Raw genomic sequence first — 16,113 nt, 5'->3', positions numbered from 1 at the left:
ATGAGTACAATATATATAGATTTTACGGACATCGGAGATTATGAAGATTTCTATGCCCAACTGAAAGAAAAGATCAAACTTCCTGAGCATTTCGGAGATAATCTGGATGCACTTTCTGATGTGATTACAGGAGAACTGGAAATGCCCCTTCACATTGAGTTTGTAAATATGACGGTCGATCAGCTGGAAACTTTTGAAGATCTTCTTCTCACGCTTGAAGATGCTGAGGAAGAAATGGAAGACTTTACTTTCACTTATTTCCTCGAACAGTATGAAGATGACGATGATGATCTGATTGAAGACCAAGAATAAAATAAATGACAAAAAACGCGGAATAATCTGCGTTTTTTTATTTAATAAAGTTTTTAATATCCAATGAAAATGCTCAAAATACTGCCGATTCATCACTTAAAATCAAGGCATCTTTAAGGCATCTGTGTGGTATTAATAAATTTTTAACAAACCTTTCAAATTGTTAATTTTAGATCAAATTAATAATAAAGGCTTATGATCATTTGTGAAAACCTTTTGTTTTCTCATGGCGCTGAACTGCAACACTATAATTCCGGCGATTATATTTTTAAAGAAGAAAGCACTCCAAAATACTATCTGCAGATAAAGTTCGGAACGGTAAAATTAAGCAGCTTTCTGGAAGACGGCAAGGAATTTATCCACGGAATTCCTTTCGATGGTCACTGCTTTGCCGAAACATATATTTTCCACAGCAGAAAGTATGCAGTAAGTGCTGTTGCGGTTACAGATTGCGAAATCATCAGGCTGGAAAAAAATAAACTGATTAAACTCGTATTAGAAAAGCCCGAACTTCTCCTTAAAATATATTCTTACACTGCGGACAGAATGCGCTACAAACATATTACTTCGGCTCCGTTTTCTTTCCGGGATCCGATTACAAAGCTTAATCTCCTTATGTCCCACGTGAAAGCTCATTTCGGTTTTGAAGAACAGTTTTCTTTTCCGGTTCCTTACACCAGACAGCAATTAGCCTCGCTTACAGGAATGCGCATAGAGACTGTGATCCGCGCAATCAAAAAAATGGAACAGCAGAACATTGTAAAAATAGACAATAGTAAAATTTTTATTTAAAAAAAATCCTTAACCAAACAGTCAAGGATTCATTATCTTTTTTGAGTAAAATATTATTTGCCAATAACTTCCGTAATCGGATTCCCGACATTTCCACTCGGAAACTGTATTTTAAGCAATGAAGAAACGGTAGGTGCAATATCCGTCATGAAATAAGCTTTATTGCTTTCACCATGCTGAATTCCCCATCCCATAAAAATTAACGGAATATGCGAGTCGTAAGAATTCCATACACTGTGTGTTGTTCCTGTTTTTGAATACGGAGGAAGCATGGAATCATGTGAAATCAACTGAATATCACCGCTTCTCTGCCTGTTGATCCCGTTAATAATTCTCTGCTTAATCGGTTCAGGAATAGAAGATTCTGAAACTTTATTTACAGGAACAGCATATAAATCTGAAGGATCACTCTCAATTTCTTTTACGGTGAAATCTACAACGTCTTCTAATTTGATATTGTTTTCTTTGAGTAATTTTCTGTCGAAATAAATCTGGTAATTATCCACCGCATTAATTAATTTATCAACCCCGAATTTTTCTTTTAATTTAAGATTGACGTTTTTATCCATTCCGTCTCCGAAGAAACCTGTCGTAATTTTATGTTCCTGTAAGAATCCTACAGAATGGGCACCGCCATGATCTGCCGAAAGAAAAACAGTGTACTGTCCTTTTCCTACTTTGGAATCCAGATAACTGAAAAACTGAGCTAAATCTTTATCGAGTCTCAGATAAACATCTTCCACTTCTATAGAATTCGGACCAAATTTATGTCCTGCATAATCCGTTGATGCCAAATTGATGGCTAACATATCCACAATATCGTCTCCTCCTAACTTTTCACCTTCTATTGCGGCTTCGGCTAATTTCAGCGTTAATGTATTTCCGAATGGCGTATAACGGATATTGTCCTTTTTAGCCTGATAATCTGCGGCTAAATTGCTGTAAGGAAAAGTAGGGGTTTTGGCACTTCCCAGCAATCCTTCCCACGAAGAATTATCAGGTGAACTTTCTGTATACTGATCAATCGGAAGTAAGGTATTCCAGCCGTTGGCAACCAATTTATCCGGTAGATCCTGAGAATTGAAGGTTTTTACCCACTGTGGAAGATCATTCATGTACCAAGAGCTTGTAATAAAGTCTCCTGTGGAATCATCAAACCAGAACGCTCCGTTCGGCGTGTGTCCGGCCGGTAAAATGGAAGCTCTGTCTTTTAAAGAAACCCCGATTACTTTACCCTGAAAATTGGTTGCAAGTCTCAATTCATCGGTAACGGTGGTAGACCATAGATTTTTCGGAGAATGGCTTCCCACTTTTGCATTGGCTGTTCCTACAGGCTTTACACTTTCATCTGTAGTACAATAAACATTTTGTCCGGTTTCTTTATCCATCCAGTCGTTTCCTGCGATCCCGTGAATTGCAGGAACGGAACCTGTGTAAATACACGTGTGTCCTAAAGCCGTAACAGTAGGAACATACGGGATATGAACATTATTTAAAGAATATCCTGTATTTAAAAGTCTTTTGAAACCGTCGTTTCCATATTTGTTGTAAAAACGGTACAGATAATCCCATCTCATCTGGTCTACGACTAAACCTACTACAAGTTTTGGTCTTTCCAACTGAGAATTTTTGTTCTTCTGTGCATTGATTGTAAGTACGGACAAAAAAGCAGCCGCTGCAACCGAAATTTTCCTAAGCATCCCGTAAAATTTTTATTGAGGACAAATTTACGGGTTTTGAAAGTTTTGATGTGTGAAATTTTATTTAATTTTGATTAAATAACTATTACCTGACACTTAATGACGGAAGAAGAAATTCATCTTCATCAAAATTTCTTTGAAAACTGTGCGAAAGAATACAGAAATCTGGCAAAAGAACTCATCTTTATGCTTGTTGAAATTAAAAAAATCAAACTCAACGAAGATTTCCCATTTCTCACGTTTAACAAATTGAAAGAAAACCCGAAATTAAGCCGTGGAAAGGTACAGGATTGGAATTTCTTTATACACGGTTATCACTGTCATTTTATCCACACAAAAACCAGACACGAAGTTGAAGCACCTTTTATGTTCGGAATGGATTTTAGTGATCTTGATCCTTATTTCTTTTTTTTATTTATCGAAACAAATCCTGCCTACCAGCCTCTTCCGTTCACCATTCGGGATAAATTTAAGGATGGTGAAAAAGTCTTAAAAATAATGCTTGAATTGGGTTTGTTTGAAAAAATCAACTCAAATATTGAAGAACATTCCGGAATTGCTGTAAAAGACAGAGAAAAAATCCAAATAAAACTCTATAATGAAGAAATGCATAAAATAGGGAATAAAACGAAATTTAACCTTCTGAAAATGTTCGGAATCAAAAGATTTTAATTAGTTTTGAAAGAACCACAAATATGTAAATATGTTTCGTAACAAAAACTTTTTAATCATGAAAATTTTCAGACCTTTTCTTTTTTCGATATCCTTGTTGTTATTCGGATGGCTGTTTATTAGCAATATTAACCTCATTAATGTTGCCGCCACGCTGAATAAAGCAGAAATCAATTCTGAAATCGGAAAGGTAAATGCATTCAGCAATATTGATCAGCTGAAGGAGTTTACCATTAAAAAAATTAACTCTATGGAAGTAATTCGGGAAAGATTTTCGGAAAATGCCATGATAAGAATCGCTGTTATCTCAGTTCTTGTCCTGATCCAGATTCTGCTTTACGCTACAAAAGGTAATTTTCATGCTCAGAATTCTAAGTTTTAACCCATGGAAATCAGAAAACTGACGGTATTTGAAGAAAATTTCATTCCTGATACTGATTTCAACAGCTACGAAACCGAAAAGATTTTTGTGGTTTCGGCAATTGAATCGAAAAACACTTTTGAATTTAATCTGAGAGAGAAAAATCAATATTATCAAAAGATCTGTAAAACAGAACTTCATGATATTGAACATTTAAACGCGATAGCACAGCAAGGTCATTCTTTCGGAATTTTTGAAAATGAGGAACTTATTGGATGGATTATCTGTGATTACAGAAGGAAAAATAACAGTCTTTTTATTGAGAATTTGTGGATTCATAAAAAGTTCAGGAAACAAAATCTTGGGAGATTGCTGATTAAAAATATTAATCGTGAAGCCAGAGAACTGCAGTGCAGAATGGTGGAAGCAGAAACCCAGAACACGAATTATCCTGCAATAAAGTTTTTTCAGAAAGCAGGATTTCAGTTTACAGGGATCAATACAAAACTGTATAACAACTCAACAGAAACGGCTTTGTTTATGAGCTTTGAGCTGATGTAATAAATTTTCACTTTCTGTTAAAATTTAACTTATCCACAGTTTTTAAAAGTTATCCACAAACAACTAACAATTTTAAGAACCGATATGATTTCAAAAGCTTACATTCAGGAATATGGCAATGGTAAAACAGAACCTGAATTTCTGGAGGTAAAAAACGTTTTGGAATCAAGAGGAGTTGACTGCGAATTTTTTACTATCAAAAAATTACATCGAAATCAGATCCGGCTTAATAAAGAAACGCTGATTGTTGGAGATCATTCATCAATGTTATATACTTTCAAAAGATTGGGGATCAGTTCATTCACCTCATCTTATCCTCAAAGTTTAAGACCTTATTTAAAGCGAACTGTTTGGGAAACAACCTTGAAAAAACTCATGATGCAAAGTCATGAAGAATCTTTAAACACTTTTGTAAAGCCAAAATCTAAAACCAAGCTTTTCACAGGATTTGTAATCAATTCACAACATGATCTTCTCCGTCTGGAATCATTTTCAAAAGAAACAGCTTTATTCTGTTCATCTGTTGTTGAATGGCTTTCTGAATTTCGGGTTTTCGTGAATCAGTCAGAAATTGTAGGAATAAAAAATTACAGTGGCAACGAAAATCTTCAGTTGGATATGGATATGGTAAAAACTGCCATTAAAGATTTCGAAAATTCAGACGAAAGAACAGATGCTTACGGAATAGACTTCGGAATTCTGAGCAGTGGAGAAACTGCATTAGTTGAATGGAATGATGGTTTTGCACTGGGTTCTTATGCTTTGGACAAGGAAATTTATACAGATTTGATTTTGAGTAGGTGGGAAGAAATTTTACAAGAAAGTAATTTAAATCTGTAACTATGGTTTTCCGTAATTTCATCTAATTTTATATAATTATATTTGAAACAATAATATCATGAACCTTACCAATGAATGAAAGAATACTTTTAGCATCATACGCAATAAGAATTAAACACAAAAAAGAAGATGCATATTTAAGCGCCTTTAATGGGGTAGATGATTTTTATAATTTTTTAAAAAAATTTTTTGATTATATATTTAGAAATGTAAATCAGTTAAAGGATAGAGCTGGAAACGAAAATATTCATTTAACATTGGATGAAATACCTATATCAGATGATTCTAAAAGAATATTTTACGGATACTTTTCAAGTGGAATAAGTGGTGATAAATATAAAGTTAAGGATTTAGCAACAAACACAACTTTAATAAATGTTGATAGAAGAAATCATGCTTCTTTCAGAGACGTATTTTTTTACTTTTATATTCCAAAAAATAAATCAATTGGTTATTTAATTTTACAACGTAAAACTCATTTTGGAATAAAGACCAAACTTACACCTGCATTAAATAGTTTTTTAGCAAAAGAAGGCTATATGGAAAATTATTTAGAACTTAAAAATATTGTACATATTTCTGTTTATGAACATATGATGAAGTTCGGAAAACTGAAAAAGGTCGAATTAGTTAAAAATAAAATCCCTAATAATTTAGAAGATTATATAAATAATGATGAAAATTATCAAAAAACTAAAGGAACTTTTAGAACTTCTTTTACAAGTAGAACTTCATTACCTAATAATTGGAAAACATATATAGATAAATTATTAAGAAAGGAATTAAATGAGACAGTAGAAATTGATGGTTTAGATGATAGTTTTACAGATTTAGAATTTCAACTTGATTTGAATGGAAAACAAAAAACTTTTTACATAAAAAATCAACAAAGAGTTCAACCTGACATTGACGTAACCAATAGTATTGAGTTTGAGAATGAGACTCCAAAAACAGAATCATTAGTTCAAAATGCTAAAGAATTGATAGACGATATTATAAAATTAGTTCCTAAAAATGTTTAGTAGAATAAACGTAATTAAAATAATCAAAGCTCATTATAAAAGTTTGAGTAGTTTGAATGGAAATAAAATCACCTTTTCGGATTTAATTTTATTTATAATTATTCCTTTATTTGTATCTGCATATTTAGGAATCAAAGGTATCTCAATGAAGTCCCAAATCTCAAATCTAGTTACTGCATTATCAATTTTGGCTGGATTCTTATTTAATTTATTAGCGATCATTCATAATTCGTTGGGAAAAATAAAAAATGAGATTAGGGCTAGAAATTTAGATGAAGATGCTTTAAAATTAAGATTTGCTAATGAAATTCACGCAAATATTTCTTATAATATTTTAATTGCTATAATAACTGTTGTTTCTTTAGTCTTATATGGATTAAATATAGAATTTGTAGACCTTAAGATCAATAAAATACTTTTGACAATAATTAATTCTACTTGCATTTTCTTAATGATACATTTTTTATTTACTTTACTTATGATTTTAAATAGAATTTACATATTACTCGATAAAGAATAAAAATCCGCGCCCGAAGGGCGCGGATTCCTTGTATATAAAGTTTAAAATATTAAAACTTCAGATCTCCATTCACTTCTCTTACCGCATTGGCAGCTTCAGCGAATTTCAACTGCTCTTCAGCAGTAAGGGTTACGTTTACGATTTTTTCTACCCCATTTGCTCCGATAATGGCAGGAACACCAAGGCAGATATCATTTTGTCCGTATTCTCCTTCAAGCATTAAAGAACATGGGATCATTTTTTTCTGGTCACAAGCAATTGCCTGAACCATTACAGAAACTGCTGCTCCCGGAGCGTACCAAGCTGAAGTTCCTAATAATTTGGTAAGCGTTGCACCTCCTACTTTAGTTTCTTCAATAACGTATTTCTGTTGTTCAGCATCTAAGAATTCTGTTACAGGTACTCCGTTTCTTGTTGCTTTGCTTAATAGAGGAAGCATTCCTGTATCACTGTGAGCAGCGATTACCATTCCGTCTACATCAGAGATCGGAGCTTCTAAAGCTTCTGCCAATCTGTACTTGAATCTTGCAGAGTCTAATGCACCACCCATTCCGATGATTTTATGCTTAGGAAGACCTGAAGTTTTGTGTACCAGATAAGCCATTGTATCCATTGGGTTAGAAACTACGATGATGATTACTTCCGGAGAATGTTTTACTAAGTTTTCAGTAACTTCTTTTACGATTCCCGCGTTAATTCCGATTAATTCTTCTCTCGTCATTCCCGGTTTTCTTGGAATACCTGAAGTAATAACCGCTACGTGAGAACCTGCAGTTTTGCTGTAATCTCCTGTTGTTCCGGTAATTTTTGTATCGAATCCGTTAAGCGATGCTGTCTGCATCAAATCCATTGCCTTACCTTCTGCGAAACCTTCTTTAATGTCTACTAAAACTACTTCTGAACAGAAGTTTTTCATTGCGATGTATTCTGCACAGCTTGCTCCTACAGCGCCTGCACCTACTACAGTTACTTTCATAATATACTTAATTTATTGTTTTTTAATGGTATTACGAAACTTTGCAATTTCATAATATAACTTTTAAAATTTATTTATTTGAATTGTTTGTTTACTTTTGGCTTACAATTGAAAACTCCCAAATTTAACAATTCCTGAAAAATTAGGCAATCTTTCAGGAATTTAATTATCTTTAAAAGTGATATTTATGTTGTAGACAGCAGTTAACGGACATTTAGAAGAAAGGCATACAGTTTTTTAGCCCCCGATAAAACCTCATCATAATTTTTCTCAGAAACCTCATTATCAAGAACTTCCTTAAAGTTCTTCCACATAAATCCTGTATTTTCACGGTAACAGCCGAAAAAGTTGAACGTAACATCATCAAATCCTTCCGTTCTGGAAAGCTGTTTTGCAATAACATTTCCTCCCAGAGTAGAACCTTCAATAACGTACATTGCTCCTAAAGCTTCATTTTCATTTGAAAAACTAAGCTCTTCAGAAACCTGCTGATTTTTCATATCCAGACTTTTAAGATCCTGCTCAATCAAAGGAAGCTTTTTTCTTTTCTCAAGCTGTAAACTTTCTGAGAATTTTTCTGAAAGACTGTTGAAAATTTTATCTTCGGAATGAAGAAGCATCAGGTAATTTCTGCCAATGATCTTTTTATAATCTTCCAGCGTAAAAGTTCTGTCGAATATTTTTTTAGAGTTAAAAAGTTTTTCCGCGGCATCGTGAAATTCTGCCGTATTTTGTTTTAGATATTCAGATACCATAACGGAATTTTAAAGTAATTTGTAATTAAGGTTTTTTGAAGGTAAGAATGAAAGTCGTCCCGTTTTTACTGCTTTCGTAATCTACGCTTCCGCCAAGTCTCTGCATGATTCTGTGCACGATCGATAATCCTACTCCGTTTCCTTTAAACTTTTTCGCATTATCCATTCTGTTGAAAATTTTAAACATTTTATGCTTATTTTCTTCCGGAATTCCGATTCCGTTATCTGCAATTCTGTAGACTACCATATTCTCTTCTTCCTGTCCTCCTATGATTACTTTTGGATTTTCCTGATGAGAAGAATATTTGATGGCGTTATTGATGATATTCAGGAACGCCTGATGAAGCATGGTTTTATCGGCAAGAACATCCGGACATTCATTGATGATAACTTCACTTTCGGAAGTATCAAAAGTTATTTTTGCATTTTCGGCGATCTTTGCAATGGTTTGTGCGGTCTGTAATCTTTCCAGTTCTATTTCGCTGTGTTTGGCACGGCTTAACTGGAGCACATCATGCATCATTTCCGCCATATTATCGATTTCTTCGATGATGGAATTGATTTTATTTCTGCTTTTATCCGAACCGTCCGTAAGACTTTTCAGAAGCATCTGAGCATTAAGTTTCATTACCGTAAGCGGCGTCCCCAGATCATGAGAAATCGTGTAAGAAAAACTGTCGAGTTCTTCATTCACTTTTTTAAGCTCATCATTAAGCCTTTTAATGGTAATGTAATTTTTATGAGACGTTTCAAGGATTAGATCACGAACTGCCTGTAATGCCGCAACGTTTCTGGAGTTCCATCTTTTGGAATTTCCTTTGATGTCTTCGGTAAAAATATGAAAAGAAGTTCTGGGAGAAACCACTCGTGTTTCCTCTCCGTTTTTCACAATTACATCGATCTTCTTTTCAGGATTTCCCGCCCAGTTTATGTGTTCATCAAATTCTTTACGGAACCAGATCAGCAGATTATTTTTAGACTTTTCTATGAAATAAAAAGCCACTCCAGCACACTTTTCATCAAGATCAAGGTCTTTTCCGTGATCTTTCAGAAAACTTCTGCTGAGATAGATATTTTCGTCTATATTTTTATGCGCCCACTGTACAAGATTTTCAATGATTTCCTGGCGGGGAGTTTCTCCATCGGTAACGATTTTGTCGTCAGCAATAATAGCAAGCCCGTCCGCTTCAGGAAGATCTTTTATCTGAGCTTTATTTTCAATTAAAGAATCGAAAAGATTGTTATATTTTAAAAATTCCTCTTTTAATCTGGAACATTTTTCGTTAAGATACAGACGGTATTCAAGCTCTTTTTTTGCTTTGAAGGACGAGTAGGCATTGGAAGCCAAAGCCGTAAAAATTCCTGCCTGAACACGATCTTCAAGATCAATATGTTTTGGCTCTGAGTTCTGGCAGGTAACCAGCCCCCAAAGATAATCATCAATGATAATAGATATACTGAAACTGGAAGAAGCTCCGGAGTTTTTGATGTACTGACCATGAATAGGTGACATACCACGTGATCCGGAATAGGTAAGATCTATGGTTTCACGGGATTTGCTGAGGATAGGAACAGTCTCCGAATGAACATTGCTGAAAATTCTTTTTCTTTTTTTAAGATAAAGTTCTCTTGCCTGTTTCGGAATGTCGGATTCAGGATAATGCAGCCCGAGATAACTCTCGATATTCTCGTCTCTTTTCTCCGCAATTACTTTTCCCGAACCGTCCATCATGAATTTGTAAACCATCATCCGGTCGTAATTCACGATTTTTGAAAGCGTATTTAAAAGCTGATCCCAGATCTCCTGTTCATCATCAATAATGTAAAAATTATCGTATTTGTTGGAGATCCTTTTGTTGGGATTAACGATAACTTTTTCAAACTCAAGAAAAATATTATCCTTGCTTCTGAAAACAGAAAAATGATATTCTGCACCTCCAATAAAGATTTTATCAAAATAGGTTTCGTTTTCTCTTTTCGTAAAGTCGGATAAAGAATTATAAATATCAGAATCTATAATGCTTTTAAAGCTTTCCGGAAAATCCGTAAGCTTCTTATCAAAAAGCTGATCTGCATTTTCGATATTAAATATATCCTCAATATTCTTACTAAAAAAAGCTATGGAATGAGACTTTGCATCAATGCCAATCAGATAACCAAAACTTTGTAAGTAGCCCGGAATATGAATAGGCTCTTCATGACACTCAACAAAATTCATATAATGTTTTGACCTATCAAATATACGACTTTTTTAATCTAAATGGATTTTTTCTATACAAACACATACCACATAAATTTATAAAAATTCAACAAAATATGAGTTTTAAAGAATATTTTTCTTTGTTCATAGGATATACAGAAAATTCAAAACCGGAATTGCAAAAACTACCTTTAACTAAATTTAACCATAAACCGTTATAAATTTTCCCAATTAGCATAAATATACCATATTCATTAAAAATTTTCACCAAAACACCTTTATTTATACAAAAAAAAACACCCATTATTTAAACTTTCAAAATAATGGATGTTTATAAATTATTTTCTGTTTCCTACTTCAGAGAAATCTCAGTCTGTAAAAATGTGAATTCTTATAATTATACTTCTTTTTCGAAATAAAGCATATAATATTTTCCATTTTCGTCTTCACCCTGTGCAATTTTCTGTCGGTCGCCGTGGATGTAGATGTGGAAGTTTTTGTCTAATTTAATGATGCTTTTAAAATGTCTCTGCGTTTTCTTTACAGCCGCTTCACTAATCGGGAATTCTTCCGCAATGTTAATCTGCATATCCTGTTCGTAATCGGTTTTAAAATTGTTGAAACTTTCTATTACGTGTTCGTCGCCCAAAACCTCAGCAGCAAATTCATCCAGCTTAAATTCTTCTTTTTCTTTGAAAAAATTGATTGATTTGTTCAAAAAATCTGCCTGATCTGCTTTGGAAACTTCAAATTCCTGAGGCAATTGCTTTGTGATGTAGTCTTTATACACCATTAAAGCTTCCTGTGTATGGAAATATTCGTCGTCGCGCTGTTTTACCTTTAAAAAATCTTCGAACCAGTAATACATATCCCCGTTTTTATTGTTATCCACAACAGAGAGAACGTATCCTGTTTCTTTATCGTTATTATAGATTAAAGCCGCCTTATCTATTTTAGACAAACCGATTCCCTGATCTTTTTCGATGTCGAAAGTTTCATCATTGGGAGCAATTTTAAGGAAAGATTCTCTTTTTTCGGTTTTAAAAATTCCGATCTTGTCTACTCTTTCGGTTCCTTCTCTTTCGTCTTCAAAATATACAATGAACAATTCCCCACCCTGAACTCTCGGGTTTTCAGCAGCTTCAAAGAGATGTTTGGCGATGTTTTCAGATTCCCAGAGGAATTTCGACTTGTCATCAAAAATCTCGGAAACCGAACTGTACACGGGATTATTCACCAGATAAGAATCGCTGTAAAAATGGAAGGTTTCTTCTGATTTAAAGGAACCTAAGAAGTAATTTTCCAGCAGTTCTGCCATTCCTTCTTCCAATTGCAGTTCTTCCTGAGAAAGCGTTAAAGATTCTCCGTTGATTTTATTTCCGACTCTATGTACTACGATTTTTGAAAACATTTCCTGAATATTTTTGGACTGCAAAGATATTAATAAAATCAGACAATCGCGAGGATTTCCATAATGATAACTATGCTATCATTTTGATAAGATTTTGAAGGATTTTAAAAATCAAAATAAATAAACAAAACATTAATAATCAACACTTTAATTTAAATTAAAATTCAAAGGCATTTCTTTGGCAGCATCATTCTCAAAACATAAGAATATGGACTTAAAAACTTTGAACAGAATAGATAAGCTGAGAAGATTAAAAAGCAAAGGACCGCAAACTCCGAAATGGCTGAAACCCTATCATCTTCTGATTGTTGCTTTTTTGGCGGTTTTTACTTTCGGGGCATGTATTAAAATTTTGGAACTTAATCAACAATAATATGAACTATTTAGAAGCTGCACAGGAAATCAAAGAAGTAATTCCTGAGATTGAAAATGAACTGAAAAAGAACAGAAAGCAAAACTCTTATGGTCTTATCCAGACTTTTACAGACAACATCAGATTGAGAATTAAACAAAATGACCGGAATATTCTGTTTCTATGTCTGAAAAAGATGGATGATATTTACAGAAACGGAGATGCTGTTCTTAAAAACGCTGTGGAACATACGTTTATTTTTTCTCTGGACAATTCTACCGCTTTCTGTAGCGAGGAATACCGAAAAATGATCTTTAGTCATATTTCCAAAGATCTTCAGACCGCCTATTCCAGACAAATCTACAGTCATAACATCTGAGTTTATTACATTTTTTGAAGATCTTATTACAGAAGCATCAAAATTTAAAAATAAAACCTCATTAAAAATCAACCGATTATGAAATCTAAAATAAGAAGAATTTCTGACTGGAAAACGCTCCAAACCACCACCAACAGACATAATATTGAAATTCTGGCAACGCACATCGCTGTAATTGTAGGAGTTTTTGTTTTTGCAGCAATTCTGTAAACTTTGGTACAGTTTTCGCCGCAATAGAAAGTGTTACGAAAAATATTAATTATGATGAATGTACAGATGCCAACTATTAATCAAAAAATAGCTAGTGAGTATTTAAAATTTTTCTATCCACCCCTTCGCACAGAAATTACCCAATTGTCTTCTCAGGATAATTTTGCAGGAATTATGCAGGCAACGATTAATTACCTGAAAAAACTTCTTCAGGAAGCTAAGGTAAATATTATTGCCCACCACATCAAACTGATGGAAATGATCTATAAAGGCGGAGATTCTTATGTAAAAGACATGATCGAAAATCTTTTTGTACGGTCTTTTGAAAGTTTTAAAAAGCACGCTAAGATTTCCCACTGGAAACTTCTTTACCAATATATGCCTGTTACTTTTCAGGTGATCTACAACGACCAGCGGAAGCAGGATAAAATCTTTTTCGGAAAGTAAATTATCTTTAAATATAGTTTCGGCGAAGCCTTTGGCTTCGCCGAAACTTTTTAATTCTTCTTTAAAAAAGTCTGTTTGACCGTCTGAAGTTCCTTGTCGTTCATTTTTGAAGATCTTTTAAGTTTGGCAACAAAAGTATCTACTTCTTCAGCCGTTGACGGACATCCCAGATTTTCGTTTTTATCATTGAAAGAATCCGCAAGAACCTCCCCTTTCGGATTCAGGACGAGCCAGAACGGAAGTCCGGCTTCTTTGCCTTTGTACTTTTCCATCAATGCTTCTCCACCGGGATTTTCAAGTTTTTTCTTCTCGCCTATTTCCTGAACATCAACATAAGCCGCAACAAATTTTTTATCAAAAATCGGCTTTGTTTCAGGTAAATTCATGTTCTTTTCCATGACGTGGCACCATTTGCACCATGATGCATGAAACATCAGCAATACATTTTTATTTTTAGATTTAGCTTCGCTCAGCGCTTTGTTTAAAACAACATCCGCTTTTTCCTGAGCAAAATGTAACTGGAATAATAACAAGCCTAAAAGCAATAGAATTTTAGAAATTTTCATTTTGGATCTGATTTAATTTCTACGAATGTAAACATTTTCTTTGTGCTGTAAAATATTCAGGAAAAAAATAAGTTACTCCAATTCTTTTATTTTTGTAAACAAAAAATTTAAAATGAAGTTGAATAGTACAATCTTCTTACTTCTTACAACCTTTTTTTGTGAAGCGCAGATTTCTAAAAAAGTAAAAATGTTAGCCAGACCTTTAGATACAATACAGTATGCAGAATCTTCACATATCGGAATAGGTGGTGAAAGAAGTAAACTGTATGATGATTTCAGAAAATTAGCGAAAATTGCTACCAATGATGAGCTTTTTTATCTGGCAAAAAACGGAAGCAATTCTTTACGATTATATTCCGGAAAAGAACTTTTTAAAAGAAACGATAAGAGATTTCTTGAGATCTATCAATATTATTATGACAATCCTTTATTCATGAAATATATAGATGGCTGTGTTGGAGAAAGAAATGATATTAAATCTTATTTCAAAGGTGAAATTTATTCCGCAAAAGAGATCATTACCATTAGAGATTCTATTTTAAAAGAAAAAACAGATAATTTTACTAAAGCTCAATTAAAAAGCATTAATGATGAAGGTTATAAAACCTTGAAAATAAAAAGCGTAGAATATTTTTTAAATGAAATTAAAAAAATTGATTCCGGAAAATAATTTCCGGAAAGCAAAAATCCCCGAGCTTTCGCTCGGGGATTTTCTATATTATCTGACTTATTAAGTCTTATTTCACTTCTTCTAATATAATAACTACTATAAATCAAATAGTTATATTTTTATGGTACAAATATGGTACAAAAAAGTTATTCTTTATTTATGTATTAAATATTTACACATAAAAACCTTCTCAACTAATGGGAGATATTATAATTTACAATCTAACCAATATTATAATTTTTTTGACTTAGAACAGTATTTTATAAATAATCTTTTTTATTGATTTATTTTATAATAAACTTTGTATTCAGATCGCCAGTTTTCAAAATATAAATACCCTTAGGAAGATCTGTAAGAATAATTGTATTATCTTTTTGAAATGGATTTTCAATTGTCTGTACTAATTGACCAGTCATATTATAAATCAAAGCAATTTTATATTGTCCTAGATTTTTTCCGCCTAACACATAAATCTTATTATCTTTTACGGGATTAGGAACGATCACAAGACTTTTTGACAAATCTACATCTGCAACTCCCATATAAGCACCCCAAATTAAAGCGACGAACTCAGGACGATCGATGTATGGATTTCTATTACCTTGGTAAGTGAATGCCGCATTATTTCTTGCTATCTCAAAAGGAGAAACAGGATCTAAATTATTCCACTCGAGTAATTGTTTTAATTCCCATGTCTGTAAGCCAGGGTAGGCTGTACTACCTAATATGTTTCCGCTGCTGAAACCTGATAGCTGCGTCTCGTATCTGGTTACAAAATATAATATCATTCTGGCAATATCACCTTTAAACTCATCAATTGGTTCAAAAACAGTCCCCGCATAACCTGCAGATACTGAACTTCCCAGTTTAGAACCGTTTAGTGATGTAAATGAGGTTGATCCTACTTTTCCAAAAGGATAATTTGATCGCATTCCGTTGACTTTTCCGTCAGTAGGTGTAACAAAATGGACATCAGATCTCATCGGTAAATTCTGATTAAATAAACTTTGCGGTACGACATGTTCTCGGTTGTAACAGTCTCCTTCAACACTATAATTTCCACATTGTTTGACTCCATGATTATAAATATATGGATCTGTTCCTGTCGGATTTTCAGAATACATATCCATTACAGTTCCATCATTTTCGTAGAAATAATCCCTATCTGTGCTTTGAAAAGCTGTCAGCAAATTGCCATAGCCATTATCTTGGTGGCCGTTGGTAATGATAGTTTTCAACTTTGACTTTAAAGAAGCTCCTGATAATCCCGCAGTGCCATCATAATAGTTTGACGGAGCCTGTCCATAAACAGAATTTAATACAAGGCTTACCAAAAGAGTTAGTACAAGTTTTTTCATTTTGATTTA

At 33.5% G+C, this 16,113-nt stretch carries 20 protein-coding genes; 13 read left to right on the top strand and 7 right to left on the bottom strand.

What is annotated here, in order from left to right:
- A complete protein-coding gene (locus WFH39_RS15145) occupies window positions 1-312 on the top strand; it encodes a barstar family protein (RefSeq protein WP_336690463.1) in 312 nt (103 codons plus the stop codon).
- Window positions 313-507: 195 nt separating this feature from the next.
- On the top strand, window positions 508-1,104 hold the full coding sequence (locus WFH39_RS15140) for a Crp/Fnr family transcriptional regulator (RefSeq protein WP_336690462.1): 597 nt from the start codon (window positions 508-510) through the stop codon (window positions 1,102-1,104).
- Between the two features lie 53 nt (window positions 1,105-1,157).
- Here the strand turns inward: WFH39_RS15140 and pafA are convergent, their stop codons facing one another.
- On the bottom strand, window positions 1,158-2,804 hold the full coding sequence (gene pafA, locus WFH39_RS15135) for an alkaline phosphatase PafA (RefSeq protein WP_214590534.1): 1,647 nt from the start codon (window positions 2,802-2,804) through the stop codon (window positions 1,158-1,160).
- A gap of 99 nt (window positions 2,805-2,903) precedes the next feature.
- On the opposite strand from pafA, the gene WFH39_RS15130 reads away from it, so the two are divergent.
- From WFH39_RS15130 to WFH39_RS15105, 6 genes are all read left to right on the top strand, one after another.
- On the top strand, window positions 2,904-3,476 hold the full coding sequence (locus WFH39_RS15130; protein WP_336690461.1) for a DUF6896 domain-containing protein: 573 nt from the start codon (window positions 2,904-2,906) through the stop codon (window positions 3,474-3,476).
- Window positions 3,477-3,534: 58 nt separating this feature from the next.
- On the top strand, window positions 3,535-3,858 hold the full coding sequence (locus tag WFH39_RS15125; protein ID WP_235129912.1) for a hypothetical protein: 324 nt from the start codon (window positions 3,535-3,537) through the stop codon (window positions 3,856-3,858).
- A 3-nt stretch (window positions 3,859-3,861) separates the two neighbouring features.
- A complete protein-coding gene (locus WFH39_RS15120; RefSeq protein WP_336690460.1) occupies window positions 3,862-4,398 on the top strand; it encodes a GNAT family N-acetyltransferase in 537 nt (178 codons plus the stop codon).
- Window positions 4,399-4,482: 84 nt separating this feature from the next.
- Window positions 4,483-5,238, top strand: a complete 756-nt coding sequence (locus tag WFH39_RS15115; protein ID WP_336690459.1) for an ATP-grasp domain-containing protein — start codon at window positions 4,483-4,485, stop codon at window positions 5,236-5,238.
- Window positions 5,239-5,309: 71 nt separating this feature from the next.
- A complete protein-coding gene (locus WFH39_RS15110; protein ID WP_336690458.1) occupies window positions 5,310-6,260 on the top strand; it encodes a hypothetical protein in 951 nt (316 codons plus the stop codon).
- On the top strand, window positions 6,253-6,780 hold the full coding sequence (locus tag WFH39_RS15105) for a hypothetical protein (RefSeq protein WP_336690457.1): 528 nt from the start codon (window positions 6,253-6,255) through the stop codon (window positions 6,778-6,780). The genes WFH39_RS15110 and WFH39_RS15105 overlap by 8 nt, the downstream gene beginning before the upstream one ends.
- Window positions 6,781-6,829: 49 nt before the next feature.
- Here WFH39_RS15105 and WFH39_RS15100 read toward each other — a convergent pair whose 3' ends face one another.
- The 4 genes from WFH39_RS15100 to WFH39_RS15085 all read right to left on the bottom strand — a co-directional run bounded on the left by WFH39_RS15100 (window position 6,830) and on the right by WFH39_RS15085 (window position 12,122).
- Window positions 6,830-7,756, bottom strand: a complete 927-nt coding sequence (locus tag WFH39_RS15100; RefSeq protein WP_029294870.1) for a malate dehydrogenase — start codon at window positions 7,754-7,756, stop codon at window positions 6,830-6,832.
- Between the two features lie 203 nt (window positions 7,757-7,959).
- Window positions 7,960-8,511, bottom strand: a complete 552-nt coding sequence (locus WFH39_RS15095) for a biliverdin-producing heme oxygenase (protein ID WP_336690456.1) — start codon at window positions 8,509-8,511, stop codon at window positions 7,960-7,962.
- A gap of 25 nt (window positions 8,512-8,536) precedes the next feature.
- The gene (locus tag WFH39_RS15090) at window positions 8,537-10,729 is read right to left on the bottom strand and encodes an ATP-binding protein (RefSeq protein WP_235129905.1); all 2,193 of its coding nucleotides are present in this window, start codon (window positions 10,727-10,729) and stop codon (window positions 8,537-8,539) included.
- Between the two features lie 379 nt (window positions 10,730-11,108).
- Window positions 11,109-12,122 carry a nucleoid-associated protein gene (locus WFH39_RS15085; RefSeq protein ID WP_235129904.1) on the bottom strand — a complete coding sequence of 338 codons (1,014 nt, stop codon included), beginning with the start codon at window positions 12,120-12,122 and terminating at the stop codon, window positions 11,109-11,111.
- A gap of 208 nt (window positions 12,123-12,330) precedes the next feature.
- Here WFH39_RS15085 and WFH39_RS15080 point away from each other — a divergent pair, with 208 nt between their 5' ends.
- The 4 genes from WFH39_RS15080 (at window position 12,331) to WFH39_RS15065 (ending at window position 13,510) form a co-directional block, all read left to right on the top strand.
- Entirely contained in the window at window positions 12,331-12,495 is a 165-nt protein-coding gene (locus WFH39_RS15080; protein ID WP_214590566.1) for a hypothetical protein, read from the top strand.
- 1 nt (window position 12,496) lies between these two features.
- Window positions 12,497-12,853: a DUF7674 family protein gene (locus WFH39_RS15075; RefSeq protein ID WP_235129903.1), complete on the top strand. Its 357-nt coding sequence runs from the start codon at window positions 12,497-12,499 to the stop codon at window positions 12,851-12,853.
- A gap of 78 nt (window positions 12,854-12,931) precedes the next feature.
- Window positions 12,932-13,063 carry a hypothetical protein gene (locus WFH39_RS15070; protein WP_256041157.1) on the top strand — a complete coding sequence of 44 codons (132 nt, stop codon included), beginning with the start codon at window positions 12,932-12,934 and terminating at the stop codon, window positions 13,061-13,063.
- Between the two features lie 51 nt (window positions 13,064-13,114).
- Complete coding sequence (locus WFH39_RS15065; RefSeq protein WP_214590568.1) at window positions 13,115-13,510, top strand: DUF7674 family protein; 396 nt, start codon at window positions 13,115-13,117, stop codon at window positions 13,508-13,510.
- A 50-nt stretch (window positions 13,511-13,560) separates the two neighbouring features.
- Here WFH39_RS15065 and WFH39_RS15060 read toward each other — a convergent pair whose 3' ends face one another.
- A complete protein-coding gene (locus tag WFH39_RS15060) occupies window positions 13,561-14,076 on the bottom strand; it encodes a DUF255 domain-containing protein (protein ID WP_336690455.1) in 516 nt (171 codons plus the stop codon).
- Window positions 14,077-14,188: 112 nt separating this feature from the next.
- Here WFH39_RS15060 and WFH39_RS15055 point away from each other — a divergent pair, with 112 nt between their 5' ends.
- On the top strand, window positions 14,189-14,746 hold the full coding sequence (locus WFH39_RS15055) for a hypothetical protein (protein ID WP_336690454.1): 558 nt from the start codon (window positions 14,189-14,191) through the stop codon (window positions 14,744-14,746).
- A gap of 284 nt (window positions 14,747-15,030) precedes the next feature.
- Here the strand turns inward: WFH39_RS15055 and WFH39_RS15050 are convergent, their stop codons facing one another.
- Entirely contained in the window at window positions 15,031-16,104 is a 1,074-nt protein-coding gene (locus tag WFH39_RS15050; RefSeq protein WP_002977387.1) for an endonuclease, read from the bottom strand.
- Window positions 16,105-16,113: the final 9 nt, after the last annotated feature.

Origin of the sequence: Chryseobacterium sp. MMO-72, assembly GCF_037146035.1 — a bacterium.
GTDB classification, from domain to species: Bacteria; Bacteroidota; Bacteroidia; order Flavobacteriales; family Weeksellaceae; genus Chryseobacterium; species Chryseobacterium indicum.
This window is presented reverse-complemented; position numbering and strand designations above follow the sequence as displayed.